Raw genomic sequence first — 25,791 nt, 5'->3', positions numbered from 1 at the left:
TTTCGTCACTCCTTGTGGGAGAGGGCGCGGACGGTACGGGAGGGGCTGGGCCGGCCCAGCTGTTCGGCCATCCACACGCTCGTGGCGGTGAGGGCGGCCAGATCGACCCCGGTCTCGATGCCGAGACCGTCGAGCATCCACACGAGGTCCTCGGTGGCGAGATTTCCGGTCGCGCTCTTCGCGTACGGGCAGCCGCCGAGGCCGCCGGCGGAGGCGTCGACGGTGGTCACCCCGTGCCGCAGGGCGGCCAGGGTGTTGGACAGGGCCTGTCCGTACGTGTCGTGGAAGTGCACGGCGACGCGGGAGACGGGCACCCCGGCCCCGGTCAGGGCCGTCAGCAGGGCCTGGACGTGCCCCGGCGTGGCGACGCCGATCGTGTCCCCGAGGCTCAGCTCGTCGCAGCCCATGTCGGCGAGGGCCTTGGTGACCCGGACGACCTGCTCGACCGGCACGGCGCCCTCCCAGGGGTCGCCGAAGCACATCGAGAGGTAGCCCCGCACCTTCAGCCCGGCCTCTATGGCCCGGGTGACGGTCGGCTCGAACATCGCGAGCGCCTCGTCGACGGTCCGGTTCAGATTGGCCTTCGCGAAGGACTCGGTCGCCGAGGCGAAGACGGCGACCTCACGGGCGCCCAGCGCGAGGGCGCGGTCGAGACCGCGCTCGTTCGGCACGAGGACGGGCAGCCGGACCGGGAGGTCGCGGACGAGCGGGAACAGCTCCTCCGCGTCGGCGAGCTGCGGCACCCACTTCGGGTGCACGAAGCTCGTCGCCTCGATCGTCGTGAGACCGGCGGCGGCGAGCCGCCGCACGAACTCGGCCTTCACCCCGGTCGGGACGGCCGTCTTCTCGTTCTGCAGCCCGTCCCGGGCACCGACCTCGTGGATCCGCACCCGGGCGGGCAGGGACGGGTCGGGCACGGTCATCGGCAGTCCGGTGCTCATGCGTCCTCCTCCTCGCGGGGCGTCACCACGGCCAGGACCTGGTCCATGGCGACGGTGGTGCCGGGCGTGACGTCCAGCTCGGTGACGGTGCCGGCGTGCGGGGCGGAGATGACGTGCTCCATCTTCATCGCCTCGACCACGAGCAGGCTCTGCCCGGCCTCCACCTCGTCCCCGACGGCCACCTTCACGACCGTCACGGTGCCGGGCATCGGCGCGGCGAGCGTGTCGGCGCCGCCGTGCCGGGCGCCGGAGAGCGCGGCCTCGACGGGGTCGTGGTCGAGCACGTGCCAGGAGTCCCCGTCCCGGCCGAGCCAGTCGCCCGCGCGGTGGAAGGTGTGGGTCATGCCGTCCACGGTGACCGTCACCGTGCCGTCCGCGACCCGGGCGCCGTCCGGCGCGCCGACCGTGACGGGTTCGAGTCCCGGCACGCGGAACGGGAAGGCGAGCGTCTTCGCGGTGCCGCCCAGGCGCCACCCGCTCGGCACGTCGAACGGGTCCGTCCAGCCGTCCCGGGGCGCCGGGGCCAGCTTCGCGCGCCGCACGGCCGCCGCCGCCGCGTACACCTCGTCCGGGACGCCCCTCGGGACCAGGCTCTCCGCGTCCCGCTCCACCAGACCCGTGTCCAGGTCGCCCGCCACGACGTCCGGGTGGGCGAGGAGGCGGCGCAGGAAGCCCGCGTTCGTGGGCACGCCCAGGGTGACCAGCTCGCCGAGCGCGGCACGCAGCTTGCGCAGGGCCGTGGGGCGGTCCGGGGCGTGCACGATGACCTTGGAGAGCATCGGGTCGTAGAGGGAGGAGACCTCGGTGCCCTCGGCGAGCCCCGAGTCGGTCCGCACGCCCGCACCCCGCGGCTCGTCCAGGGCCAGGACCGTGCCGCCCGAGGGGAGGAAGCCCCGGGAGGGGTCCTCCGCGCAGATCCGGGCCTCGATCGCCCAGCCGTCCAGGCGGACGTCGTCCTGCGCGAACGGCAGCGGCTCGCCGGAGGCGACCCGCAGCTGCCACTCCACCAGGTCGAGGCCGGTGATCAGCTCGGTCACCGGGTGCTCGACCTGGAGACGGGTGTTCATCTCCATGAAGTAGTACGAGGAGGGGTCGCCGCCCGGCACGATGAACTCGACCGTGCCCGCGCCCACGTAGCCGCAGGAGCGCGCCGCCTCGACCGCCGCCGCGCCCATCGACGCCCGGAGCTCCGGGGTGAGCAGGACGCTCGGCGCCTCCTCGATGATCTTCTGGTGGCGGCGCTGGAGCGAGCACTCGCGCTCGCCGAGGTGGATCACGTTCCCGTGGGCGTCCGCCAGGACCTGGATCTCGATGTGCCGGGGCCGGTCGATCCACCGCTCCACGAGCAGCGTGTCGTCGCCGAAGGAGGACCGCGCCTCGCGCCGGGCCGCCGCGATCTCGTCGTCGAGCGTCGACAGGTCGCGGACCAGCCGCATGCCCTTGCCGCCGCCGCCCGCGCTGGGCTTGAGCAGGACCGGGGCGCCCAGCTCGCGGGCCGCCGCCTCCAGGTCGGGGTCGGCCGCGCCGGGGACCACGGGCACGCCCGCGGCCTTCACGGTCTCCTTGGCGCGGATCTTGTCGCCCATGAGGGAGATCGCGCCGGCGGACGGGCCGATGAAGACGAGACCCGCGTCCGCGCAGGCCTGCGCGAAGGCGGCGTTCTCCGCCAGGAACCCGTAGCCGGGGTGCACGGCCTGTGCCCCGGTCCGCTTCGCCGCGTCGAGCAGCGCCGGCACGGACAGGTACGACTCGGCGGCCGGCGGCGGACCGATCCGTACCGCCGTGTCCGCCTCCCGCACGTGCCGGGCGTCGGCGTCCGCGTCGCTGTAGACGGCCACCGAGCGCACGCCCATCTCCCGCAGGGTGCGGATGACGCGGACGGCGATCTCGCCCCGGTTGGCCACGAGGACGGTGTCGAACATGCTCTGCATCTTCTGGGAGCCCTTCACATCCGGAAGACGCCGAACTGGGGGTCACCCAGGGGCGCGTTGGCACAGGCGGTCAGGGCGAGGCCGAGGACCTGCCGGGTCTCCAGCGGGTCGATGACCCCGTCGTCCCACAGTCGGGCGGTCGCGTAGTAGGCGCTGCCCTGCGTCTCGTACTGCTCGCGGATCGGGGCCTTGAAGGCCTCTTCCTCCTCGGCGCTCCACCCGTCGCCGAGCTGGTCGCGCTTGACGGTCGCGAGCACGGACGCGGCCTGCTCGCCGCCCATGACGGAGATCTTCGCGTTGGGCCACATCCACAGGAAGCGGGGGGAGTACGCCCGGCCGCACATCGAGTAGTTGCCCGCGCCGTACGAACCGCCGACGACGACCGTCAGCTTCGGCACCCGGGTGGTGGCCACGGCCGTGACCATCTTGGCGCCGTGCTTCGCGATGCCGCCGTGCTCGTACGCCTTGCCGACCATGAAGCCGGTGATGTTCTGCAGGAAGACGAGCGGGATCCCGCGCTGGTCGCACAGCTCGATGAAGTGCGCGCCCTTCTGGGCCGACTCCGCGAACAGGATGCCGTTGTTGGCGACGATGCCGACCGGGTGGCCGTGGATCCGGGCGAAGCCGGTGACCAGCGTCTGCCCGTACTCGGACTTGAACTCCTGGAAGCGGGAGCCGTCCACGACCCGGGCGATCACCTCGCGCACGTCGTACGGGGTGCGGGAGTCCACCGGCACCGCGCCGTACAGCCCGTAGGGGTCGACCTTCGGCTCCTCGGCCGGCTCGACCGACCAGGGCAGCGGGCCGCGCTCGGGCAGCGTGGCGACGATGTTCCGGACGATGCGCAGCGCGTGCGCGTCGTCCTCCGCGAGGTGGTCGGTGACGCCGGAGATCCGCGAGTGGACCTCGCCGCCGCCGAGCTCCTCGGCCGTGACGACCTCGCCGGTCGCCGCCTTCACCAGCGGCGGACCGCCCAGGAAGATCGTGCCCTGGTTCCGTACGATCACGGCCTCGTCGCTCATCGCCGGGACGTACGCGCCGCCGGCCGTGCAGGAGCCCATGACCGCCGCGATCTGCGGGATGCCGGCGCCGGACATCCGGGCCTGGTTGAAGAAGATCCGGCCGAAGTGCTCCCGGTCCGGGAAGACCTCGTCCTGCATCGGCAGGAAGGCGCCGCCCGAATCGACCAGGTAGAGGCAGGGGAGACGATTCTCCAGCGCCACCTCCTGGGCGCGCAGGTGCTTCTTCACCGTCATCGGGTAGTACGTGCCGCCCTTGACGGTCGCGTCGTTCGCCACGATCACGCACTCGCGTCCGGAGACCCGGCCGATGCCCGCGATGACGCCGGCCGCCGGGGCCTGGTCGCCGTACATGCCGTTCGCCGCCAGCGGGGCCAGCTCCAGGAACGGCGAGCCCGGGTCGAGCAGCGTGTCCACCCGGTCCCGCGGCAGCAGCTTGCCGCGCGCGGTGTGCCGGGCCCTGGACTTCTCACCACCGCCCAGGGCGGCCGCCGCGAGCTTGGCGCGCAGGGTCGCCGCCAGCTCGTGATGGGCCGCCTCATTGGCCTGCCAGGCCGCGGACGCGGGATCCGCCGCGCTCGTCAGCACAGGTGCCTGCTGCATCCCTCGAGCTCCCTTGCTCGGTTAATGAGCGTTAACGTATGTCGCCCAGGTTAACGACCGCTAACCGGGTTGTCTAGAATTGCTTCCATGACCACGAGCCCGACGCGGATCGACGCGCCCACCCGCCGCGAGCAGATCCTCAAGGAGGCCGCCCGCCTCTTCGCCGAGCGCGGCTTCCACGGCGTCGGCGTGGACGAGATAGGGGCGGCCGTCGGCATCAGCGGCCCCGGCCTCTACCGCCACTTCCCGGGGAAGGACGCGATGCTCGCCGAGCTCCTGGTGGGCATCAGCGAGCGGCTGCTGTCCGGCGGGCGCCTGCGCGTGGCCGAGGCCGACGGGGACCCGCGCGCCCTCCTCGGCTCCCTCATCGACGGGCACATCGACTTCGCCCTCGACGACCGGCCGCTGATCACCCTCCACGACCGCGAGCTCGACCGCCTCAAGGACGAGGACCGCAAGCGCGTCCGGCAGCTCCAGCGGCAGTACGTCGAACTCTGGGTCGCCGTCGTGCGCGAGCTGTACCCCGACACGGGCGAATCGGAGTCCCGCACCGCCGTCCACGCCGTCTTCGGCCTGCTCAACTCCACCCCGCACCTGGCGGCCCTCGGCCGCCGGCCGATGGAGGACCTGCTGCGGCGGCTCGCGCACGGGGCGTTCGGCGCGCTGGGCGGATAGGCCCGCCCGGTCCAGGGGCCGGAACGGGTTGTCCTTCGCCTCCGGGGCTCGGCCAGAATGAACCCCATGCCGATACTCAGCCGCCCCGCCCTCGTCGAGCACCTCGTCCGCACCCGGATCGCGGGAGACGTCGCCACCCCGCGCGACAACAACCTCTCCCACTACCGCAAGCTCGCCAACGGCGACCGGCACTACTGGCTCGGCCTCGAACTCGGCGACCGCTGGACCGACGAGCAGGACGTGCTCGCCGTCATGGCCGAGCGGTGCGGCGTCGTCGACGACCCGGCGCACCGGACCGGCCAGGACACCATCGACCCCGAACTCACCGTCGACGGCCTCGACCGGATGGCCGCCCGGCTGCGCAAGGCCGCCGCGGGCCGCGAGCGGGTCCTCTTCGCGACCGGACACCCCGGCTCGCTCATCGACGTCCACAGCCGGGTCGCCGCCGCGCTCCGCGCCCAGGGCTGCGACATCGTCCGCATCCCCGGCGGGCTCGTCGCCGACGAGGGGTACGTCGTGCAGTTCGCCGACGTCGCCGTCTTCGAGCGCGGCGCGAGCCTGTGGCACACGCACTCGCCGGAGCCGATGAACGCGATCCTCGACGCGCTCGGGGAGTCCGGCCGGCCGGACCTGGTGATCGCGGACCACGGCTGGGCGGGCCGCGCGGGCCAGCGGGGCGTCGACTCCGTCGGCTACGCCGACTGCAACGACCCCGCGCTCTTCCTCGGCGAGGCGGAGGGCACGATGCAGGTCACGATCCCCCTGGACGACCACGTCCTGGACCCCCGCTTCTACGAGCCCCTGACGGAGTACACGCTGAACGCGGCGGGGCTCGCGGGCTGACCCGCCCCGCCCGTCAGCGCGCCTGGCGGGAGGTGGGGTCCAGGTACACCCGGCGGACGGCGGGGATCCGCTCGCGCAGCCGCGCCTCGGCGCGGTCGCAGGCGCGTTCGATCTCCTCGGCCGTCGACCCGTCGCGGAAGTCGATCTTCGCGGCGACCAGGGCCTCGTCCGGACCCTGGATCAGGGTCGTCAGGTCGACCACCGCGATCACGTGCTCGTCCGCGAGCAGCTCCTCGTGCACGGCCTCCCGCAGGCGCGGCGGGAGTGCCCGGCCGACCAGGAGCTCCGCGTTGGAGCGGCCCAGGACCCAGGCCACGTACACCAGCAGCGCGCCGATGAGGATCGAGGCGACCCCGTCCCAGACGCCCGAGCCGGTCAGCTGGCCGCCGAGCAGGCCGCCGGCCGCGAGCAGCAGGCCGGCCAGCGCCGCGGAGTCCTCCATGACGACGGCCTTCACGGTCGTGTCCGGGGTGTGCCGCAGGTAGCGGACGAAGGGGGTGCGGGTGCGCCGCGCCTCGGCCCGGACCTGGCGGACCGCCGTCCGCAGCGAGAAGCCCTCCAGGACGAAGGCGACGGCGAGCACCACGTACGAGGCGACCGGATCGCCCAGCTCCTCGCCGCGGGTGAGGGTGTGGACGCCGTCGTACACGGAGAAGACCGCGCCGCCGACGAAGGTGGCGACCGCGGCCAGCAACGCCCACACGTACCGCTCGCCCGCATGGCCCAACGGATGGTCCTCGTCCGCCGGTTTCTCGCTGCGCTTGAGCGCGGCCAGGAGCAGCACCTCGGTGACCGTGTCGGCCACCGAGTGCGCCGCCTCGGAGAGCATCGCGCTGGATCCGCTGATGAGGCCCGCGACGGCCTTGGCGACGGCGATGCCGAGATTGGCCGCCGCCGCCACGATCACCGTGAAGGTGCTCTCACCGTTCTTCGGCCCGTCCGCCGTGATGTCCGCCATGGTCGGACTTATGCCCGGTCGTCAGCGCGGGACGCGGACCACACCCTCTTGGATGACGGAGATCGCGAGCCGGCCGTCCCGGGTGTAGATCCGGGCCTGCCCGAGACCGCGCCCGCCGGACGCGGTCGGCGACTCCTGGTCGTACAGGAGCCACTCGTCGGCCCGGAAGGGCCGGTGGAACCACATGGCGTGGTCCAGGGAGGCCCCGACCACGTCGCCGACGGCCCAGCCGCCCCGCCCGTGGGCGAGGAGGACCGAGTCGAGCAGGGTCATGTCGGAGACGTACGTGGCGAGGACGACGTGCAGCAGCGGGTCGTCGGCGAGCTTGCCGTTGGTGCGGAACCACACCTGCGAGCGCGGTTCGCGCGGCTGCCCGACCGTCCCCCACGGGGGCGTCCCGGCGTAGCGCAGATCGACCGCCGCCCGCGCCTCGACCAGCCGGTCCGCGACCTCGCGGGGGAGGTGGCGGGGGAGCATCTCGGCCGGCGTCTCCAGGGACTCGGGGTCCGGGGCGGGCGGCATCTCCACCTGGTGGTCGAGCCCCTCCTCGTACGTCTGGAAGGACGCGGAGAGGTGGAAGATCGGCTGCCCGTGCTGGACGGCCACGACCCGGCGGGTGGTGAAGGAGCGGCCGTCGCGGATGCGGTCGACCGTGTAGACGATCGGCGCGCCCGGGTCCCCGGGGCGCAGGAAGTACGCGTGCAGGGAGTGCGCGAGCCGATCGTCCGGGACGGTCCGCCCCGCCGCCACCAGCGCCTGGGCGGCCACCTGGCCGCCGAAGACGCGGGGGACGATCGAGGGGCGGGACTCGCCCCGGAAGATGTCCTGCTCGATCCGCTCCAGGTCGAGCAGGTCGAGCAGGTCATCCAGAGCCGTGTGAGCGTCGGGCACTTACAGGCCCATCGACTTGGCGATGATCGACTTCATGATCTCGCTGGTGCCGCCGTAGATGCGGTTGACGCGGTTGTCGGCGTACAGGCGGGCGATCGGGTACTCGTTCATGTAGCCGTAGCCGCCGTGCAGCTGGAGGCAGCGGTCGATGACGCGGTGCGCGACCTCGGTGCAGAAGAGCTTGGCGCTCGCGGCCTCGGCCGGGGAGAGCTCGCCCGCGTCCAGGGCCTCCAGGGCGCGGTCGGCGACGGCCTCGGCGGCGTCGACCTCGGCCTGGCAGGCGGCCAGCTCGAACTTGGTGTTCTGGAAGGAGGCGACGGGCTTGCCGAAGACCGTGCGGTCCGTGACGTACTGCTGGGCGAAGCGGACGGCGGCCTTGGCCTGGGCGTAGGCGCCGAAGGCGATGCCCCAGCGCTCGGAGGCCAGGTTGTGGCCGAGGTAGTAGAAGCCCTTGCCCTCCTCGCCGAGCAGGTCCTCGGCGGGCACCTTGACGTCGACGAACGCCAGCTCGGCGGTGTCGGAGGTGCGCAGGCCGAGCTTGTCCAGCTTGCGGCCGATGGAGTAGCCCTCGGACTTGGTGTCGACGGCGAAGAGGGAGATGCCGAAGCGGCGGTCCTCGGCCGAGGGGGCGGAGGTGCGGGCGCAGACGATCACGCGGTCGGCGTGGACGCCACCGGTGATGAAGGTCTTGGCGCCGTTGAGGACGTAGTGGGTGCCGTCCTCGGAGAGCTTGGCGGTGGTCTTCATGCCCGCGACGTCGGAGCCGGTGCCCGGCTCGGTCATGGCGAGCGCCCACATCTCCTCGCCGGTGACGAACTTCGGCAGGAAGCGCTTCTTCTGCTCGTCGGTGGCGAGCATCTTGATGTACGGCAGGGCGAGCAGCACGTGGACGCCGGAGCCGCCGAACTGGACGCCCGCGCGCGAGGTCTCCTCGTACAGGACGGCCTCGAACTTGTGGGTGTCCAGGCCCGCGCCGCCGAACTCCTCGGGGACGTTGATGCCGAAGATGCCCAGCTCGCCGAGCTTGTCGTAGAACTCGCGCGGCGCCTGGCCCGCGGCGAACCACTCGTCGTAGACGGGCACGACCTCGGCCTCGATGAAGGCCCGGATGGTCTCCCGGAACGCCTCGTGGTCCTCGTTGAATACGGTACGGCGCACGAGCCGCCTCCTTGTCGCTGCCGATTGTCTAAGCGCTTGCTCAGTGTGTTCCGTTCGAAGTTACCCAGCGGTCACCCACCCTGTCCAGACTCCGAGCCTGTGATCCAGAGCCCCTTCGCGGGGTCGTACGCGTGGACCGGGCTCCCCTCGGCCCGCCCGCTCGTGCGGAAGGCCTCCCCGCGGGGGTCCGCGATCCGCGCCACACCGGTCCGTCCCTCCGCGCTCCACTCCAGCTCCAGGTACCAGCGGCAGTCGCAGCGGACCGCGCGGGCGGAGACGAGCAGCTCCTCGGGCTCGGCGGCGGTGACGGTGTACGGGAACCTCACGGCCGGGATCTCCCGCCCCTCCTCCCCCGAGGCGTCGTACCCGTCGACGGGCCGCGCGAGCGGGCGCGGCGCGTCCAGGTCCACGGCGAACAGGCGGGGGGTGACGGCCCCGCCGCACCCCTCGTCCATGCGGTAGGCCGCCCAGGGCAGCGGCGCCGCCCGCCCCACCACCCGCACGTGCAGCCCGTGGAGGACGACGGCGGAGGCCCCCTTCCCCTGCACCGTGAGCCGTACGAGCGTCTGCCCGCCGTCCACGGCCCCGAGCGCCCCGGCCCACCGGCCGGCGTCGGCGGACATCGGGGGAGCGGGGACCCGTGCCGGCGGCCGGTCGGCGAGATAGGTGTGTCCGCAGCCGTTCTCCCAGAGGGAGGCGACGGTGTACGTGAACGGGGGCGCCGTCTCCGGCTGCGCGCCCTCCCGCGGCTCCCGTCCGCGCCCGGGCAGCAGGACGGCCCCGAGGGTCAGCGCCACGACGCCGGCCACGGCGCCGACGACGAGCCACGCCTTCCGCCCCCGCCGGGGCCGCGCGGGGACGGGGACGGGGGCGGGTGCGGGCGCGGCCCTGGGGGCGGACGCGTCCCCGGGTGCCGGCTCGGACGCGGACACCCGCCCGGGCACGGTCACCCCGGCCGGCACCGGTACGGCCGGCCTCGCCAGGGGCCTGCGGACGAGGTCCGCACGCCGCCAGCGCTCCTCCAGCTCCCGCACCTCCTCCGCGGTCGCCCCGCACAGGCGGGCCAGTCGCTCGACGACGGCGAACGATTCCGGGACGGCCGCACCGGAGCAGTACCGGTGCAGGGTGGAGGCGCTGACGCCGAGGCGCCGCCCCAGCGCCTCGTAACTCCTCCCGTCCCCTTCCTTCAGCGCGCGCACCCGCGCCGCGAACTCCTCGACCTCACCCATGGGACCGCCCCCCGCTCGTTCCACCCCTCTTGCGTTCTCCCACGTCAGAGGGGGTGGAATGGTTCCGGGACGGGTGGAGGGCGCGTCGCCGTTGTCCGGGACGGGCGGGGGCCCGACGCTGGTGGAGCACAGACCGAACCACCTGACGGGGGATCCACCACCATGAGCAAGCTCCGTACCGCACTCGCCGCCACCGCCGCTGCCGCCCTGGGCCTCGCCGCCCTCGCCGCCGCCCCGGCGCAGGCCGCGGCCCAGCCGGCCTTCCTCGCCGCCGCCCAGATGCCGGCGTCGTCGACGCCGTGGACCGCCACCCAGGTCTTCACCGGCGTCCCGGAGAACGGCGGCGCCCTCTGCGCCCCGTACAAGATCCCGGCGCAGAACACCCGCTACCGCGAGTTCAGCACCGAGCTCGACACCAACGGCGTCCAGATCACCACCGTCGCCCGCACCGAGGCCGACGCCGTGAAGCTGGTCGACACCCTCCGCACGGCCCTCGCCGGCTGCGGGCCCCTCCTTGAGCGGCAGAACCCTGGCCTGCACGCCGTCAGCGCCTACCACGGCAAGCTCGCCGTGGAGGAGGGCGCCTGGGTCTACAGCCTCGACACCGCCGACCCGCAGATCGGCAACACCGACATCCACCTCTTCGCCGTGGGCCGCGACGGCCGGACCGTCACCTACGTCCGCTGGGGCCAGATGGGCGACCTGAAGGACGCGCCGCTGACGGCCTTCCGCACGACGGCGAAGACGGCGGTGAACAAGCTCTGGTCCTGACGCAGCGTCATCGTGACGCATGGTGAACTACTCAGAGTGAGGGTGAAGTCGCACAGTACCGCCATTCGGGTGATACTGGGACATGAGATTCCGACGTCGGCACGCTCGCGCGTAGAGCCGGGCAGTCCATCCGTCATCAGACCGGTACCGGTCTGGGGGGTTCTTCGAATGTGATGCGAAAGGACGCGTCATGGAACTCGAATCTCTCCCTGATGAGGTCATCGCCGAGATCGAAGTACGGGACCGCTGGAGGCGCGCAACGGCCGCCGGTGGCCTGGAGTTCCTCATCACCGACATCGGGAAGTGGCCCCTGGGCAAAACCGTTCGGGTCGCGTTCCTCGACGGGAACGACCAGTTGCACGCGGACATCGCGGGCGCGACCAAGCAGATCACCGACTCCTGCAACCTGACGCTCGACTTCGGGCAGACCGCGGCCGGATCGTTCCGGCGGTGGACCACGAGCGACACCGTCCTGGCCGCCGAGATCCGGGTCAGCTTCGACCAGCAGGGCTTCTTCTCCCTCGTGGGCACCGACAGCACGGACAGCGCCATCGGTGCGGGAGGCGGCCCGGTCGGGGGCAACCCCAACCAGCGCAGCCTCAACCTCGGGCGGTTCGTGACCAACAGGCCCGTCCAGTGGGAGGGCACCGTGCGGCACGAGTTCCTGCACGCACTGGGGTTCCACCACTCCCACCAGAACATGCGCGGCACCTGCGAGGGCGAGTTCCGCTGGGAGGACGAGGTCGGGTACGTCCCCACGCAGGACCCGTCCGGTGTCTTCGTGGCGGACGCCCAGGGCCGGCAACCCGGCATCTACACCTTCCTCGCGGGCGAACCGAACCGATGGCCGCGCGCGAAGGTGGATCACAACCTGCGCACCGTGGACGACCCGGATGTCGTCGCCGGGCCCTTCGACACGAAGTCCGTGATGCTGTACCGGTTCCCGGCGTTCTTCTACAAGTCCACCCCCAGCAGCTGCGCGCCCACCGGCAACGGGCAGAACCTGTCGGACGGCGACAAGCGCGGGCTCGACCTGCTGTACCCGCACACCGTGAGCGCGATGGCGGACGTCCAGGCCCGCGCCGACGCCGTCCTGCAGTCGCTCGGGGCCGGTCCGGAAGGAATTCCCGAAGCGAACGGCGGCGGCCTGGCCGAGGTGTACCGCAGCCGGGTCGCGGAGCTGGCCTCCGCCCAGGCCGCGGGCGTCCACTGAGCCGGACCGGGCCGGGACCGGGGTCGAGGACCGAGCCGAGCAGGGGGCGCCATGCCCGCCGGCAGAACGTACGAGCGGCTCCTCGGCGCGCCGAGTCCGCCGGATCCCGAACGCCTGGTCGCGCAACTCTCCGACGAGGTCGGCCGACTTGAGGAACGCCTGGGGAGGAGAGCCGACCCGGTGGCGCGCGAGCGACTCATGCGCGGGGCCGAACACGCGCTGCGGAAGGTCGTCGACGACGGCGAGGACGTCCGCCTCGACATGCGGGACATGGCACGGCTGGAGGCCGTCGTCCACAGCGACGGAACGCGCCCGGTGCTCTTCGTCGAAGACGACTTCGTCGACGTCACGGCCCCGGCGGCGGCGAATCGGGCGCCCTCCCTGTCGCGGATCCAGGCCGAACTCCGCACCGTCTGCAGGGCGGTGGGCCGGGTCGACGGGCCCGGACGTCTTCGCCGAACTGTTCGCCGGGGTCAAGGGCGTGAAGCGCCTCACTCCCGGAGTGCTCACCGAGGGCCCGGGCGAGGTGGCCGACGACGCCCGGCACTGGATCATCGGCCACGACGCCAGCACGCTCGGCGGCGGCTCCGGGTCGCTCGTCGTCGACCGGGAGGCCGAGGGGAAAAAGGTCCTCGGTCTGCACTTCGCCGGCGTCCCCGACCGCGTGAACCGGGCCCACGGCCTCGAAGGGGCGACACCCGAACCGGCCGCCGTGACACCGGGGTGGTGAGCGCGTGACGGAGGGCCTCACCGGGACTTGAGCGCGAACCACAGCTCCATCCGTACGTCCGGATCGTCCAGGTCCCGTTCGAGGAGCGCGGCGCAGCGGGCGATGCGCTGGCGGACGGTGTTCCGGTGCAGGCCGGTCGCCACCGCCGTCCGGTCCCAGCTGCCGTGCAGCGAGATCCAGACGCGGAGCGTCTCGGTGAGCGGTTCGGTGAGCGGGGCGAGGACGGTACGGGCGTACGCGGCGGCCTCGTCGCGGTCGACGAGCGCGGCCATGCCGCCGGCGCGGTGCCGGACGAGCGGCGCCCGTGAGGCCTCCGCCCTCCGCAGCGCCCGCGCCGCCTGCGCGTCCCCGGCCGCGAGCTCCGAGGCCGCGACGGGGGCGCTCGCTCCGAGGGTCCATCCCTGCTGGGCGGTGACGGGGGCGGAGGAGGGGAGGAGGAGCCGTACGGTGCCGGGGCGCGCGGCGCCCGGGGCGTCCGGCCCTCCGCCGGGGGCCGCCGGGGCTGTGTCCGGGGCCGCACCGCCCCCCGCGTCCGGTGCCGCGCCGCCGCCCGTGCCCGCCCCCGCGTCCACCAGGGGCGTCCCCAGCGCCGCCGCCAGGCTCGCCCCCGCGAACGGCGTGCCGTCGCCGCCCCGCGCGTGGACCACCGTCCAGGGGCCCGGGCCCAGGGCGCCCGCGACCTCCGCCGGGGCCGCGCCGATCAGCAGCCGGACCAGGGCCCCGTCCCGTACGGTCACGTCCGCGCCCCGGTGCGGGGCCGTGAGCAGCGAGAGCAGGACCACCGCCACGCCCGCGATCGTGTGGTCGCCCGGGCCGCGCCGCTCCGTCGCCACCCCGAGCGTCAGACCGTCCCCGCCGCCCAGCGCGTACGCGGCGAGCCGCAGCCCGCCGCCGTCCCCGCTCGCCGAGGCCGGCCCGCCCGGGCGTGGCCCGAGCACTCCCGCCAGGTCCCGCAGCGCCCGCGCCGCCTCCGCCGGGACCTCCCGGCCGGCCGCCGCCGACTCCGTGCCGTCCGCGCCGAACAGCACCGCCCGCCCCCCGATCCGGGAGGCGAGCGCGCCGAGCACCGCCGGGACCGGGGCCGGCCGGGCCGCGGCCGCCGCCAGCGACTGCTGGGCCTCGGTCACCCGGCGCAGCTCGTGCAGCCGGGCCTCCGCCATCAGCCGCCACAGCGCCCGCGCCACCGCCGTGAACGGGGTCCGGGGAGGGACCTCCACGAGCGGCAGGCCGTGCCGGTCGCACGCCGCGACGAGTTCCGGCGGCACCGTGTCCCACACCGGCGTCACCCCGAAGGCGAGCGCCGCCGCCCCCGCCTCCACGACCCGGTCGACGTAGTGCGCCGGATCGGTGAGCTGCACGCCCGCCGTCATGAGCAGCTCGCCGCCGAGCAGATACGGATAGGGGTCGGCCATCTCCGAGGTGTGCACCCAGTGCAGCGGCACGTCCTCGGGCCCGGCGAGCAGCCGCAGGCCCAGGTCGGGGCGGGCGAGCAGCGCGGCGAGCGGCACCGGCGGCGCCGGGGGAGTGGAGCCGGCCTCGGCGGGGGGCGTCGGGGACATCGACATGGGCCCTTCGTACATCCCCCGCCCGGACAGTGGAGGAAACGTACACTTCAACGTCGCTTTCCGGCCACCTACTGTCGTGACATCCCAGGGCCGCGGGTACGGGCGGATGTCCCCGCGATCAGCACCTGGGCACTCCCCCGCACGACACGCCACCGAGGTGAGAAGGAGGGCCCCATGGCCGTCGACTACACAGTGATCGTCCTGTACTTGGCCGGCATGCTCGCGATGGGCTGGTGGGGCATGCGCCGCGCCAAGTCCAAGAGCGAGTTCCTGGTGGCGGGCCGCCGCCTCGGGCCCTGGATGTACTCCGGGACGATGGCCGCCATCGTCCTCGGCGGCGCCTCCACCATCGGCGGCGTCGGCCTCGGCTACAAGTACGGCCTCTCCGGCGCCTGGATGGTCTTCGCGATCGGCCTCGGCCTGCTGGCCCTCTCCGTCTTCTTCTCCGCGCGCATCGCGCGCCTGAAGGTCTACACCGTCTCCGAGATGCTGGACCTGCGCTACGGCGGCAAGGCCGGCGTCATCTCGGGCGTCGTGATGTGGGCGTACACGCTGATGCTCGCCGTCACCTCGACCATCGCGTACGCCACGATCTTCGACGTCCTCTTCGACCTGCCCCGGACCCTCGCGATCGTCCTCGGCGGCACCATCGTCGTCGCCTACTCGACCCTCGGCGGCATGTGGTCCATCACCATCACCGACATGGTGCAGTTCGTGGTGAAGACCATCGGCGTGCTGCTCCTGCTGCTGCCGATCGCCGTCGTCAAGGCCGGCGGCTTCGAGGGGATGCGGGACGCGCTGCCCACCTCGTACTTCGAGCCGCTCGGCATCGGCGGCGAGACGATCTTCACCTACGTGCTGATCTACACCTTCGGCATGCTGATCGGCCAGGACATCTGGCAGCGGGTCTTCACCGCCCGCACCGACAAGGTCGCCAAGTGGGGCGGCACCGTCGCCGGCACCTACTGTCTCGCGTACGCCCTCGCCGGCGCCGTCATCGGCACCGCGGCCAAGGTCATGTACCCCACGCTGCCCAGCGCCGACGACGCCTTCGCCACCATCGTCAAGGACGAGCTGCCGATGGGCGTCCGGGGCCTCGTCCTCGCCGCCGCGCTCGCCGCCGTGATGTCCACCTCCTCCGGCGCCCTCATCGCCTGTGCCACCGTCGCCAACAACGACATCTGGTCACGCCTGCGCGGAGCCGTCGCGAAGAAGGACGAGGGCGACCACGACGAGGTGAAGGGCAACCGCCTCTTCATCCTGATCATGGGCGTCGCCGTCATCCTCATCGCCATCGCCCTCAACGACGTCGTCCAGGCCCTCACCGTCGCCTACAACCTGCTGGTCGGCGGCCTCCTCGTGCCGATCCTCGGCGGTCTCCTCTGGCGCCGCGGCACCGTCCAGGGCGCGCTCGCCGCGGTCACCGTCGGCGGCCTGGCCGTCATTGGCCTGATGTGGACTTACGGAATCTTGGCAAATGAGCCTGTTTACTATGGTTTGTTGGCCTCGCTCGCCGCTTATGTGATCGTTTCCCTGGCGACCCGCCCGACGGACGCCGCCGTGCTCGCGAACTGGCGCGCCCGGCTGGCGGGCCAGGACACCACGACCGAGCCCGGAACCGAATCGCCGGAACCGGCCTCCGCGACCGCCTGACGGCGGCCGCGCCCCGGGCGCCGAGACCCGACGCCCGGACCCGCTTGACACACACCCCAGGAGGACCCCGACCATGAGCAGCAGCGACCAGAACGCCTTCCGCGGCCCGATCGACTCGTCCCGCATCCCGCGGTACGCCGGTCCCGCGACGTTCGCCCGTCTGCCGCGCCTCGACGAGGTCGGCACCGCCGACGTCGCCGTGGTCGGCGTCCCCTTCGACACCGGCGTCTCCTACCGCCCCGGCGCCCGCTTCGGCGGCAACGCCATCCGCGAGGCCTCCCGCCTGCTCCGCCCCTACAACCCCGCGCAGGACGCCTCCCCCTTCGCCCTCGCGCAGGTCGCGGACGCCGGTGACATCGCCGCGAACCCGTTCAACATCAACGAGGCCGTCGAGACCATCGAGGCCGCCGCCGACGACCTCCTCGGCACCGGCGCCCGCATGATGACCCTCGGCGGCGACCACACCATCGCCCTGCCGCTGCTCCGCTCCGTCGCCAAGAAGCACGGCCCCGTCGCCCTGCTCCACTTCGACGCGCACCTCGACACCTGGGACACCTACTTCGGCGCCGAGTACACCCACGGCACGCCGTTCCGCCGCGCCGTCGAGGAGGGCATCCTCGACACCTCCGCCCTCTCCCACGTCGGCACCCGCGGCCCGCTCTACGGCAAGCAGGACCTCACCGACGACGAGAAGCTCGGCTTCGGCATCGTCACCTCCTCCGACGTCTACCGCCGCGGCGCCGACGAGGTCGCCGACCAGCTGCGCCAGCGCATCGGCGACCGCCCGCTGTACATCTCCATCGACATCGACTGCCTCGACCCGGCCCACGCCCCCGGCACCGGCACCCCCGAGGCCGGCGGCATGACCTCCCGCGAGCTCCTGGAGATCCTCCGCGGCCTCTCCTCCTGCAACCTGGTCTCCGCCGACGTCGTCGAGGTCGCCCCGGCCTACGACCACGCCGAGATCACCGCGGTCGCCGCCTCCCACACGGCGTACGAACTGACGACGATCATGTCCCGTCAGATCGCCGCGGCGCGCGACGCGAAGTAGCACCCTGTCGGGTGGTGGGCCCCGCGCGCCCACCACCCGGCCACCGGGCCGCACCGACCGACACAGCCAAGGGACCCCCATGACCCACGACCACGACCTCGTGCTGCGGCCCACCGCTGCCCAGACGGAGGCGGCCCTCAACCCGCCCCCCGGGCGCAACGGAGGCGACCTCGTCGTCGAGACCCTCACCGGCCTCGGCGCCACCACCGTCTTCGGCCTCCCCGGCCAGCACGCCCTCGGCATGTTCGACGCCCTGCGCCGCTCGACGCTGAAGTACGTCGGCCTCCGCGTCGAGAACAACGCCGGCTTCGCCGCCGACGCGTACGGCCGGATCACCGGCGAGGCCGCCCCGCTGCTGCTCTCCACCGGCCCCGGCGCGCTCATGTCGCTCGCCGCGCTCCAGGAGGCGGCCGCCGCCTCCGCCCCCGTCCTCGCCATCGGCAGCCAGATCCCGGTGGCCGGGCTCGGCGGCGGCCGGCACGGCTACCTCCACGAGCTCCGCGACCAGCAGGCCTCCTTCCGGGACGTCGTGAAGTCCGTCCACACGGTCCGTACGCAGTCCCAGATCCCCTCCGCGATCGCGGCGGCCTGGGAGTCGGCGCTCACCGCCCCGCACGGGCCGGTCTGGGTGGAGATCCCGCAGGACGTGCTCCTCGCCGAGACGAGCCTGCCGGTGGTCACCGCCATGGACGCGACGCCCGAGGAGATCGCCCCGCGCCCCGAGCTGACGGCGGTCGCCGCGCACCTCCTGGCGAACGCCGAACGGCCCGCGATCATCGCGGGCGGCGGGGTCGTCCGCTCCGACGCCTCCGGCAAGCTCCTCGCGCTCGCGGAGCGGCTCGACATCCCCGTCGTCACCACCTTCGGCGGCAAGGGCGCCTTCCCCTGGGAGCACCCGCTCTCGCTGCAGTCCTGGCTGGAGGACCGGCACACCACGGACTTCCTGGAGGACGCCGACGTCCTCCTCGTCGTCGGCTCGGGCCTCGGCGAGCTGTCCTCGAACTACCACACTTTCGCCCCGCGCGGCCGGGTGATCCAGATCGAGGCCGACGCGGGCAAGCTGGAGTCCAACCACCCGGCGCTCGGCATCCACGCCGACGCCCGCCTCGCGCTCCAGGCGCTCCTGGAGACGGTCGGGGAGCGCACGGACCCGACGGCCCCGGAGCGGGTCTCCGCCGTCCTCACCAAGGTCCGGGACCGGATCGAGGCCCAGGACCTCGGCCTGGAGCAGCGGATCGTCGCGGCGGTCCGGGAGGCGCTCCCGGACCGGGCGCCGAGCTTCTGGGACATGACGATCCTGGCGTACTGGGCGTGGTCGGCCTTCGACGCGCGCCACCCGAACACGATGCACTCCGCCCAGGGCGCGGGCGGCCTCGGCTACGGCTTCCCCGCCGCGCTCGGCGCGGCCGCCGCCGACCCGTCCCAGCCGGTCCTCGCGGTCTCCGGCGACGGCGGCGCGATGTACTCCATCGCGGAGCTGGCGACGGCGAAGCAGTACGGCCTCGACGTCACCTGGCTGATCGTCGACGACGGCGGCTACGGGATCCTGCGGGAGTACATGACGGGCGCGTTCGGCGAGGCCACGGCCACCGAGCTCAGCCGCCCGGACTTCGTCGCCCTGGCCGGGTCCTTCGGCGTCCCGGCCGCCCTGACGACCCCGGAGACCCTGACGGACGACCTGGCGAAGGCCCTCGCCACCCCGGGCCCGTCGGTGGTGGTCCTCCCGGCCCTCCTGAGGATGTTCGAGCCGACGCACCTGTGACGGGAGGGCCCGCACGGGCCCCCTCGCTCAGTCGACCAGCCCCTCCCAGGCCTTCCGGTACTCGGCGTGCTGGGCCTCGTACCCGAGGCGGAAGTGCTCCGCCTCGGGTGTGATGTTCCTGCGGTCCATGGTCCGCGGGGGTATCAGCCGCGCCACGTCGGAGAAGGCCGCCGCCGCCGCCTCGGCGACGGGCCCGCCCCGCTGCCGTGCGGCGAGGACGTCGAGGCCCGTGGTCCGCAGGAGGCCTTCGAAGACCGACCGCGGTCTGCTCGCCGTGTCCTCCAGCTCCCGGTCCGTCGCCGGGACCACCCGCCCGGCCGACGCGAACCCCCGCACCGCCCGCAACGCCGCGTACAGCCGCCCCCACTGATACGGCTTCCCGTCCTCGACCTTCCCCACGGACCTCCCCTTCCCCTCCGCCCACGGCACCGCCCCGTCGACGGCCCCGGAGAGTCCTACCCGCTCCGGGGGCGATTGTTGCGGCGGGATGAAATCGCACGTCGGCCGTGTTGGGCCTTCCGGTAGAGCAGGACGGATGGGAGGCCCTCGTGGCGGTCGGGGAGAAACAGCGGGGCTGGGCGCGCAGGCTGGCCGGGTACGCGTGGCGGTACAGGGCGAACACGCTGCTCGCCCTGGGGTCCTCACTCGCGGGCATGGCCGTGCTCGCCCTCGCGCCGCTCATCACCAAGGTGATCATCGACGACGTCATCGGGACGAAGACCCGGAGCCTCGGCGTCTGGACGGGGCTGCTCGTCGCCGCAGCCGTCCTCGTCTACCTCCTCACCTACGTCCGCCGCTACTACGGCGGACGCCTCGCCCTCGACGTCCAGCACGACCTGCGCACCGACATGTACGGCACGATCACCCGGCTCGACGGGCGGCGGCAGGACGAGCTGTCCACCGGGCAGGTCGTCGGACGGGCCACCAGCGACCTCCAGCTGATCCAGGGCCTCCTCTTCATGCTCCCGATGACCATCGGGAACATCCTGCTGTTCCTCATCTCGCTGGCCGTCATGGCCTGGCTGTCGGTCCCGCTCACCCTCGTCGCGCTCGCCGTCGCCCCTGCCCTCTGGTGGATCGCCAAGCGCAGCCGCACCCGCCTCCACCCCGCCACCTGGCACGCCCAGCAGCAGGCCGCCGTCGTCGCCGGGGTCGTCGACGGGGCCGTGACCGGCGTCCGGGTCGTGAAGGGCTTCGGCCAGGAGGACCAGGAGACCGGCAAGATCCGCGAGGCCGGGCGGAAGCTCTTCGCCGGCCGGCTGCGGACGATCCGGCTGAACGCCAAGTACACCCCCGCCCTCCAGGCCGTGCCCGCCCTCGGCCAGGTCGCGGTCCTCGCGCTCGGCGGCTGGCTCGCCTACCGGCACCAGATCACCCTCGGCACCTTCGTCGCCTTCTCCGCCTACCTGGCCTCCCTCGTCGGCCCGGTCCGCATGCTCGCCATGGTCCTCACCGTCGGCCAGCAGGCCCGCGCCGGCGTCGAGCGGGTCTACGACCTCATCGACACCGAGCCGGTGATCGAGGACGGGACCAAGGAGCTGCCCGCCGACGCGCCCGCGACCGTCGAGTTCGACGACGTGTCCTTCGCCTACGAAGACGGGCGGCCCGTCCTCGACGGGTTCTCCCTGGAGATCCGGCCCGGCGAGACCGTCGCCGTCGTCGGCGCCTCCGGCTCCGGCAAGTCGACCGTCTCGCTCCTCCTGCCCCGTTTCTACGACGTGACCCACGGCGCCGTCCTCGTCGGCGGCCGCGACGTCCGCGAGCTCACCCTCGACTCGCTGCGCGCCGCCGTCGGCCTGGTCCCCGAGGACTCCTTCCTCTTCTCCGACACGGTCGCCGCGAACATCGCGTACGGCGTCCCCGACGCCACCCGCGAGCAGATCGAGACCGCCGCCCGCGCCGCCCAGGCGGACCGTTTCATCGCCGAGCTCCCGGACGGGTACGACACCAAGGTCGGCGAGCACGGCCTCACCCTCTCCGGCGGCCAGCGCCAGCGCGTCGCGCTCGCCCGCGCGATCCTCACCGACCCCCGGCTCCTCCTCCTCGACGACGCCACCTCCGCCGTCGACGCCAAGGTCGAGCACGAGATCCACGAGGCCCTGAAGTCGGTGATGGCGGGCCGCACGACCCTGCTCATCGCGCACCGCCGCTCCACCCTCGGCCTCGCCGACCGCATCGCCGTCCTCGACGACGGCCGCCTCGCCGACATCGGCACCCACGCCGAGCTGGAGGAGCGCTCCCCGCTCTTCCGCCGCCTCCTCACCGACCCCGAGGAGCTCGGCGCCGTCTCGCCCGGCCACGTCACGCCGCCGGAACTCCCCGAGGACCGCACGCTGCGCGCCGAGCTGGACGCCGAGTTCGACGCCGAGCGGGGCATCACCCCCACCCTGTGGGTACGGGACGAGACCACCGGCCGCGAGAGCCCCGCGCCCGGGGCGACCCCGGAACTCCTCGCCGCCGTCGAGGCCCTGCCCCCGGCCACCGACACCCCCGACATCGACGAGGCCCGGGCCGTGTCGCCCGAGGACGCGTACGGCCTGCGCCGGCTGCTCCGCGGCTTCGGCGCCCCGCTGCTCATCAGCCTCGGTCTGGTCGCCCTCGACGCGGGCGCGGGCCTGCTCCTCCCGGTCCTGATCCGGCACGGCATCGACGAGGGCGTGAACCGGCTCGCGATCGGCGCCGTCTGGGCGGCCTCCGCGCTCGCCCTGGTCACCGTCCTCGTGCAGTGGGTCGCGCAGACCGCCGAGACCCGGATGACCGGCCGCACCGGCGAGCGGGTCCTCTACGCGCTGCGCCTGAAGATCTTCGCCCAGCTCCAGCGGCTCGGCCTCGACTACTACGAGCGCGAGCTCACCGGCCGGATCATGACCCGGATGACCACGGACGTCGACGCCCTGTCGACCTTCCTGCAGACGGGCCTGGTCACCGCCTTCGTCTCGGTCGTCACCTTCTTCGGGATCATGGTCGCGCTGCTCGTGCTCGACCTCCAGCTCGCCCTGGTCGTCTTCGCGACCCTGCCGGTCCTCGCCATCGGCACGTACTACTTCCGCCGCTCCAGCGTGAAGGCGTACGAGCTGGCGCGCGAGCGGATCAGCGTCGTCAACGCCGACCTCCAGGAGTCGGTCTCCGGCCTGCGGATCGTGCAGGCCTTCCGCCGCGAGCGGTCGGGCGCGGCCCGGTTCGCGGAGCGCAGCGACGCCTACCGCGAGGCGCGCGTCCGGGGCCAGTGGCTGATCTCGGTCTACTTCCCCTTCGTGACCCTGCTGTCCTCGGTCGCGGCCGCCGCCGTCATGATCGTCGGCGCGAACCGCATCGAGGCCGGCACCCTCACCACCGGCGCGCTCGTCGCCTACCTCCTCTACATCGACCTCTTCTTCGCCCCCGTGCAGCAGCTCTCGCAGGTCTTCGACGGCTACCAGCAGGCCGCCGTCTCGCTGAAGCGGATGCAGGAGCTCCTCCAGGAGCCGACGTCGACGGCCGCCGCCGACGCGCCCCTGGACGTGCTCTCGCTGCGCGGCGAGATCGCCTTCGAGGACGTCTCCTTCGGGTACGGGTCCGCCGACGAGGGGGAAGAGGCGCTCACCGGGATCGACCTGCGGATCCCCGCCGGGCAGACCGTCGCCTTCGTCGGCGAGACCGGCGCCGGGAAGTCCACGCTGGTCAAGCTGGTCGCCCGGTTCTACGACCCGACGAGCGGCCGGGTCACCGCCGACGGCACCGACCTGCGGGACCTCGACCTCACCGCGTACCGCCACCGGCTCGGCGTCGTCCCGCAGGAGGCCTACCTCTTCGCCGGGACGATCCGCGACGCCATCGCGTACGGCCGCCCCGAGGCGACCGACGCCGAGGTCGAGGCGGCGGCCCGCGCGGTCGGCGCGCACGACATGATCGCCACGCTCGACGGCGGCTACCTCCACGAGGTCGCCGAGCGCGGCCGGAACCTCTCCGCGGGGCAGCGCCAGCTGATCGCCCTGGCCCGCGCCGAGCTCGTCGACCCGGACGTCCTGCTCCTGGACGAGGCCACGGCGGCCCTGGACCTGGCGACCGAGGCCCAGGTCAACCAGGCCACCGACCGGCTCGCGGGCCGCCGCACGACGCTCGTCGTCGCGCACCGGCTGACGACGGCCGCCCGCGCCGACCGCGTGGTCGTCATGGACCACGGCCGGGTCGCGGAGGACGGCACCCACGACGAGCTCCTCGCCCTGGGCGGCCGGTACGCGACGCTGTGGCACACCTTCCTCGGGGAGACGGAGGAGTCGGAGCCGGAGCGGGTCTGACGCACCCGGGATCCGCCAGGTCGGTACCCCGGCGGATCCCCGTCGCCGCCCGGCGGGCTCGGCCGGGGACGTGAGCCACGGCGCCCCCTCCCCCTCCCCGGCCTTCGCGGTCGCCCGGGGCACGGACCGGGGCCGGGTCGGCCGCGCCGCGCCCGGGACCCGGCTCGGTGCGGAGCCCGTGTTCCCGACGTTCCTGATGCCGGTCATGACCACCTCCGGCTGACGGGGACATCCGGAGGCAACCATTCCGGGGCGCCGTGCGTCGTACGGCCGTACGACGACTCGCCCGGGAGGGGAACGCATGACCACCGACACCGGTACGGCCCGCACCCTCGCCCGCGTGCTCGTCCCGCTCCTCGCCGCCCTCGCGCTGCTCCTCCTCCCCGGGCCCGGCCCCGGCGGAGGGACCGCCGACGCCGCCTCCGTCTGCCACGGCCGGCCCACCCGGACGATCACCTTCGCCACCGGGGAACTGCGCCTCTACCGGACCCGCCAGTACGTCTGCGCCGTCACCGTCGCCAGGCGGCCCGGCCCCCGCCGCCCGATGTCCGTCTCGCTCCAGCCGCGCGGCGCCCGCCCCGTCGTCCGGGCCGGCCGCTTCGACCGGCAGGCGGGCCCCCTGACCGTCCACGCCCTCAACCGCTGCGTCAGGGCGACCGGTTCGGTGGCGGGCCGGGGCACGGCGACGGGCTGGATCCTGTGCTGATGTACAGGAAAGTCCAAGAGTAAGGATCAACTGGGTCTGGCGGTCCACACGTTGCCCCCGCTAGGTTCGCGACACCATTGTGAACCAAGGGGAGGGTGAATGCGCAAGTCGCTGAGATGGGCGCTGTCGCTTTCGGTGCTCATAGGCACCGTCGGGTCGACCGGTGTGGCTACCGCCGCGGACACGGAGACCGGCAGCGCGACCGTCGTCGACTCGCAGAGCACGAGCACCGACATCAAGGACCGCATCCTGGCGATCCCCGGGATGAGCCTGATCGAGGAGAAGCCGTACGCGGGCTACCGCTACTTCGTCCTCAACTACGAGCAGCCGATCGACCACCACCGCCCGTGGGCGGGCACGTTCCAGCAGCGGATCTCGATCCTCCACAAGGACACGAGCCGCCCCACCGTCTTCCGCACCAGCGGCTACGGCCTTTCCACCACGCCGAGCCGGACCGAGCCGACGCGGATCATCGACGGCAACCAGGTCTCCATGGAGTACCGCTTCTTCACGCCGTCCCGCCCGCAGCCCGCCGACTGGTCGAAGCTGAACATCTGGCAGGCGGCCAGCGACCAGCACCGCATCTACACGGCGCTGAAGTCGATCTACGGCCAGAAGTGGCTGTCCACCGGCGCCTCCAAGGGCGGCATGACCGCCACGTACTACGAGCGCTTCTACCCGCGCGACATGGACGGCGTCGTCGCGTACGTGGCGCCGAACGACGTGGTCAACAAGGAGGACTCGGCGTACGACCGGTTCTTCGAGACCGTCGGCACGAAGGACTGCCGCGACCGCCTGAACGACATGCAGCGCGAGGCCCTCGTCCGCCGCGAGCCGCTGGAGAAGAAGTACAAGGCCTGGGCCGAGTCCGAGGGCGCCACCTTCAACACGGTCGGCTCGCTCGACAAGGCGTACGAGGCCGTCGTCCTCGACTTCGTGTGGGGCTTCTGGCAGTACTACGGCCAGGACGTCTGCGACCAGATCCCGGACGCGGCGGCCGCGAGCGACGACACCGTCTACGAGACGATCGACGCCTACTCCGGCTGGTCCGCCTACACCGACCAGGGCCTCGAGTACTACACGCCGTACTACTACCAGGCGGCCACCGAACTCGGCTCGCCCACCATCAAGCAGCCGCACCTCGACGGCCTGAGCCGCTACGGCTACCAGCCGGCCAGCAGCTTCGTGCCGCGCGAGATCCCCATGAAGTTCAAGCCGCAGGCGATGCGGGACGTCGACGACTGGGTCCGCAAGAACGCGAACCACATGCTCTTCGTCTACGGCGGCAACGACCCGTGGGGCTCGGAGAAGTTCCGCCTCGGCAAGGGCGCGCGCGACAGCTACGTGTACGTGGCGCCGGGCATGAACCACGGCGCGAACGTCGCCGGACTCGTCGAGTCCGAGCGCGCCAACGCGACCGCCCGCATCCTGGCCTGGGCCGGGGTCTCCGCCCCGGCGGTCCAGGCGGCGCAGCCGCTGGCGCGGTTCGATGCGCGCATCGACGCGGTGGTCGACGAGGACGCGACCAGGGAGCACGGCCTGCGCCCGTGATCCCAGCGGGGACCCGACACTCCACGGGTCCCCGCACCCCCCGTCGCGGGCTGCACCCGGCGGGGCGGTGCCCACCCCCGCGCCTCCCCGTTGTGGGCAGGCGTTCCGCTGGGGCGGTGCCCACCCCTCGCGTCTCCCCGTTGTGGGCAGGCGTTCCGCAAGGGGCGGGACGGGTGGGCACAACGGAACGGCGCCCCTGCCGGCGCCCGAGGCTCCCGGGCCTGGACCCGCACCCCGTGCACGGCGCACCGGGGGTGCGGGTCC

At 73.2% G+C, this 25,791-nt stretch carries 21 protein-coding genes; 12 read left to right on the top strand and 9 right to left on the bottom strand.

The features are described from left to right. Positions 1-5: 5 nt before the first annotated feature. Genes ACFYUZ_RS29105 through ACFYUZ_RS29095 form a run of 3 tightly spaced genes read right to left on the bottom strand, consistent with a single transcriptional unit; the run spans position 6 to position 4,494 of the window. Positions 6-941 carry a hydroxymethylglutaryl-CoA lyase gene (locus ACFYUZ_RS29105; RefSeq protein WP_389314167.1) on the bottom strand — a complete coding sequence of 312 codons (936 nt, stop codon included), beginning with the start codon at positions 939-941 and terminating at the stop codon, positions 6-8. Then, positions 938-2,872, bottom strand: a complete 1,935-nt coding sequence (locus ACFYUZ_RS29100; protein ID WP_389314165.1) for a biotin carboxylase N-terminal domain-containing protein — start codon at positions 2,870-2,872, stop codon at positions 938-940. The genes ACFYUZ_RS29105 and ACFYUZ_RS29100 overlap by 4 nt, the downstream gene beginning before the upstream one ends. Before the next feature lie 14 nt (positions 2,873-2,886). Then, a complete protein-coding gene (locus tag ACFYUZ_RS29095; RefSeq protein WP_030685291.1) occupies positions 2,887-4,494 on the bottom strand; it encodes a carboxyl transferase domain-containing protein in 1,608 nt (535 codons plus the stop codon). Between the two features lie 87 nt (positions 4,495-4,581). Between ACFYUZ_RS29095 and ACFYUZ_RS29090 the strand changes: the two genes are divergently transcribed. Both ACFYUZ_RS29090 and ACFYUZ_RS29085 read left to right on the top strand, forming a co-directional pair. Further along, positions 4,582-5,169: a TetR/AcrR family transcriptional regulator gene (locus ACFYUZ_RS29090; RefSeq protein ID WP_389314162.1), complete on the top strand. Its 588-nt coding sequence runs from the start codon at positions 4,582-4,584 to the stop codon at positions 5,167-5,169. 66 nt (positions 5,170-5,235) lie between these two features. After that, positions 5,236-6,012, top strand: a complete 777-nt coding sequence (locus ACFYUZ_RS29085) for a phosphatase (protein ID WP_389314160.1) — start codon at positions 5,236-5,238, stop codon at positions 6,010-6,012. Positions 6,013-6,025: 13 nt separating this feature from the next. Here the strand turns inward: ACFYUZ_RS29085 and ACFYUZ_RS29080 are convergent, their stop codons facing one another. From ACFYUZ_RS29080 to ACFYUZ_RS29065, 4 genes are all read right to left on the bottom strand, one after another. Beyond that, positions 6,026-6,970 carry a cation diffusion facilitator family transporter gene (locus tag ACFYUZ_RS29080; protein ID WP_389314158.1) on the bottom strand — a complete coding sequence of 315 codons (945 nt, stop codon included), beginning with the start codon at positions 6,968-6,970 and terminating at the stop codon, positions 6,026-6,028. A 21-nt stretch (positions 6,971-6,991) separates the two neighbouring features. Further along, positions 6,992-7,861, bottom strand: coding sequence for an acyl-CoA thioesterase (locus ACFYUZ_RS29075; protein ID WP_389314156.1), 870 nt, complete (start codon positions 7,859-7,861; stop codon positions 6,992-6,994). Beyond that, positions 7,862-9,019 carry an acyl-CoA dehydrogenase family protein gene (locus tag ACFYUZ_RS29070; protein WP_123452548.1) on the bottom strand — a complete coding sequence of 386 codons (1,158 nt, stop codon included), beginning with the start codon at positions 9,017-9,019 and terminating at the stop codon, positions 7,862-7,864. Positions 9,020-9,090: 71 nt separating this feature from the next. Further along, positions 9,091-10,248: a helix-turn-helix domain-containing protein gene (locus ACFYUZ_RS29065; RefSeq protein ID WP_389314153.1), complete on the bottom strand. Its 1,158-nt coding sequence runs from the start codon at positions 10,246-10,248 to the stop codon at positions 9,091-9,093. 162 nt (positions 10,249-10,410) lie between these two features. Between ACFYUZ_RS29065 and ACFYUZ_RS29060 the strand changes: the two genes are divergently transcribed. From ACFYUZ_RS29060 to ACFYUZ_RS29050, 3 genes are all read left to right on the top strand, one after another. Then, positions 10,411-11,019, top strand: a complete 609-nt coding sequence (locus ACFYUZ_RS29060; RefSeq protein WP_389314151.1) for a hypothetical protein — start codon at positions 10,411-10,413, stop codon at positions 11,017-11,019. Between the two features lie 190 nt (positions 11,020-11,209). Continuing rightward, positions 11,210-12,232 (top strand): hypothetical protein, encoded by a 1,023-nt coding sequence (locus ACFYUZ_RS29055; RefSeq protein ID WP_389314149.1) that lies wholly within the window; start codon positions 11,210-11,212, stop codon positions 12,230-12,232. Between the two features lie 481 nt (positions 12,233-12,713). After that, on the top strand, positions 12,714-12,962 hold the full coding sequence (locus ACFYUZ_RS29050; RefSeq protein ID WP_389314147.1) for a hypothetical protein: 249 nt from the start codon (positions 12,714-12,716) through the stop codon (positions 12,960-12,962). Between the two features lie 17 nt (positions 12,963-12,979). On the opposite strand, the gene ACFYUZ_RS29045 is transcribed toward ACFYUZ_RS29050, so the two are convergent. Then, positions 12,980-14,527: a PucR family transcriptional regulator gene (locus tag ACFYUZ_RS29045; RefSeq protein WP_389314145.1), complete on the bottom strand. Its 1,548-nt coding sequence runs from the start codon at positions 14,525-14,527 to the stop codon at positions 12,980-12,982. Between the two features lie 174 nt (positions 14,528-14,701). Between ACFYUZ_RS29045 and ACFYUZ_RS29040 the strand changes: the two genes are divergently transcribed. The 3 genes from ACFYUZ_RS29040 to ACFYUZ_RS29030 all read left to right on the top strand — a co-directional run bounded on the left by ACFYUZ_RS29040 (position 14,702) and on the right by ACFYUZ_RS29030 (position 18,993). Continuing rightward, complete coding sequence (locus tag ACFYUZ_RS29040; protein WP_389314143.1) at positions 14,702-16,180, top strand: sodium:solute symporter; 1,479 nt, start codon at positions 14,702-14,704, stop codon at positions 16,178-16,180. Between the two features lie 73 nt (positions 16,181-16,253). Continuing rightward, positions 16,254-17,231, top strand: coding sequence for an agmatinase (gene speB, locus ACFYUZ_RS29035; protein WP_041129339.1), 978 nt, complete (start codon positions 16,254-16,256; stop codon positions 17,229-17,231). Between the two features lie 79 nt (positions 17,232-17,310). After that, entirely contained in the window at positions 17,311-18,993 is a 1,683-nt protein-coding gene (locus ACFYUZ_RS29030) for a thiamine pyrophosphate-binding protein (protein ID WP_389314141.1), read from the top strand. Between the two features lie 27 nt (positions 18,994-19,020). On the opposite strand, the gene ACFYUZ_RS29025 is transcribed toward ACFYUZ_RS29030, so the two are convergent. Next, positions 19,021-19,392, bottom strand: a complete 372-nt coding sequence (locus tag ACFYUZ_RS29025) for a hypothetical protein (RefSeq protein ID WP_389314139.1) — start codon at positions 19,390-19,392, stop codon at positions 19,021-19,023. Between the two features lie 149 nt (positions 19,393-19,541). On the opposite strand from ACFYUZ_RS29025, the gene ACFYUZ_RS29020 reads away from it, so the two are divergent. From ACFYUZ_RS29020 to ACFYUZ_RS29005, 4 genes are all read left to right on the top strand, one after another. Then, positions 19,542-23,270: an ABC transporter ATP-binding protein gene (locus ACFYUZ_RS29020; protein WP_389314137.1), complete on the top strand. Its 3,729-nt coding sequence runs from the start codon at positions 19,542-19,544 to the stop codon at positions 23,268-23,270. A gap of 70 nt (positions 23,271-23,340) precedes the next feature. Further along, complete coding sequence (locus ACFYUZ_RS29015) at positions 23,341-23,493, top strand: hypothetical protein (protein WP_389314135.1); 153 nt, start codon at positions 23,341-23,343, stop codon at positions 23,491-23,493. Between the two features lie 78 nt (positions 23,494-23,571). Next, positions 23,572-23,976 (top strand): hypothetical protein, encoded by a 405-nt coding sequence (locus ACFYUZ_RS29010; protein WP_389314133.1) that lies wholly within the window; start codon positions 23,572-23,574, stop codon positions 23,974-23,976. Between the two features lie 99 nt (positions 23,977-24,075). After that, positions 24,076-25,527, top strand: a complete 1,452-nt coding sequence (locus ACFYUZ_RS29005; RefSeq protein ID WP_389314131.1) for an aminopeptidase — start codon at positions 24,076-24,078, stop codon at positions 25,525-25,527. The last annotated feature ends 264 nt before the right edge of the window (positions 25,528-25,791 follow it).

The sequence above is a fragment of the Streptomyces sp. NPDC004266 genome, from assembly GCF_042874095.1.
In the GTDB taxonomy this organism is placed as follows: Bacteria; Actinomycetota; Actinomycetes; order Streptomycetales; family Streptomycetaceae; genus Streptomyces.
This window is presented reverse-complemented; position numbering and strand designations above follow the sequence as displayed.

Coding starts and splice junctions, on each gene's coding strand:
- ACFYUZ_RS29105 (WP_389314167.1), bottom strand. CDS start 941: ATGAGCACCGGACTGCCGATGACCGTGCCCGACCCGTCCCTGCCCGCC.
- ACFYUZ_RS29100 (WP_389314165.1), bottom strand. CDS start 2,872: ATGCAGAGCATGTTCGACACCGTCCTCGTGGCCAACCGGGGCGAGATC.
- ACFYUZ_RS29095 (WP_030685291.1), bottom strand. CDS start 4,494: ATGCAGCAGGCACCTGTGCTGACGAGCGCGGCGGATCCCGCGTCCGCG.
- ACFYUZ_RS29090 (WP_389314162.1), top strand. CDS start 4,582: ATGACCACGAGCCCGACGCGGATCGACGCGCCCACCCGCCGCGAGCAG.
- ACFYUZ_RS29085 (WP_389314160.1), top strand. CDS start 5,236: ATGCCGATACTCAGCCGCCCCGCCCTCGTCGAGCACCTCGTCCGCACC.
- ACFYUZ_RS29080 (WP_389314158.1), bottom strand. CDS start 6,970: ATGGCGGACATCACGGCGGACGGGCCGAAGAACGGTGAGAGCACCTTC.
- ACFYUZ_RS29065 (WP_389314153.1), bottom strand. CDS start 10,248: ATGGGTGAGGTCGAGGAGTTCGCGGCGCGGGTGCGCGCGCTGAAGGAA.
- ACFYUZ_RS29060 (WP_389314151.1), top strand. CDS start 10,411: ATGAGCAAGCTCCGTACCGCACTCGCCGCCACCGCCGCTGCCGCCCTG.
- ACFYUZ_RS29055 (WP_389314149.1), top strand. CDS start 11,210: ATGGAACTCGAATCTCTCCCTGATGAGGTCATCGCCGAGATCGAAGTA.
- ACFYUZ_RS29045 (WP_389314145.1), bottom strand. CDS start 14,527: ATGTCGATGTCCCCGACGCCCCCCGCCGAGGCCGGCTCCACTCCCCCG.
- ACFYUZ_RS29040 (WP_389314143.1), top strand. CDS start 14,702: ATGGCCGTCGACTACACAGTGATCGTCCTGTACTTGGCCGGCATGCTC.
- speB (WP_041129339.1), top strand. CDS start 16,254: ATGAGCAGCAGCGACCAGAACGCCTTCCGCGGCCCGATCGACTCGTCC.
- ACFYUZ_RS29030 (WP_389314141.1), top strand. CDS start 17,311: ATGACCCACGACCACGACCTCGTGCTGCGGCCCACCGCTGCCCAGACG.
- ACFYUZ_RS29010 (WP_389314133.1), top strand. CDS start 23,572: ATGACCACCGACACCGGTACGGCCCGCACCCTCGCCCGCGTGCTCGTC.
- ACFYUZ_RS29005 (WP_389314131.1), top strand. CDS start 24,076: ATGCGCAAGTCGCTGAGATGGGCGCTGTCGCTTTCGGTGCTCATAGGC.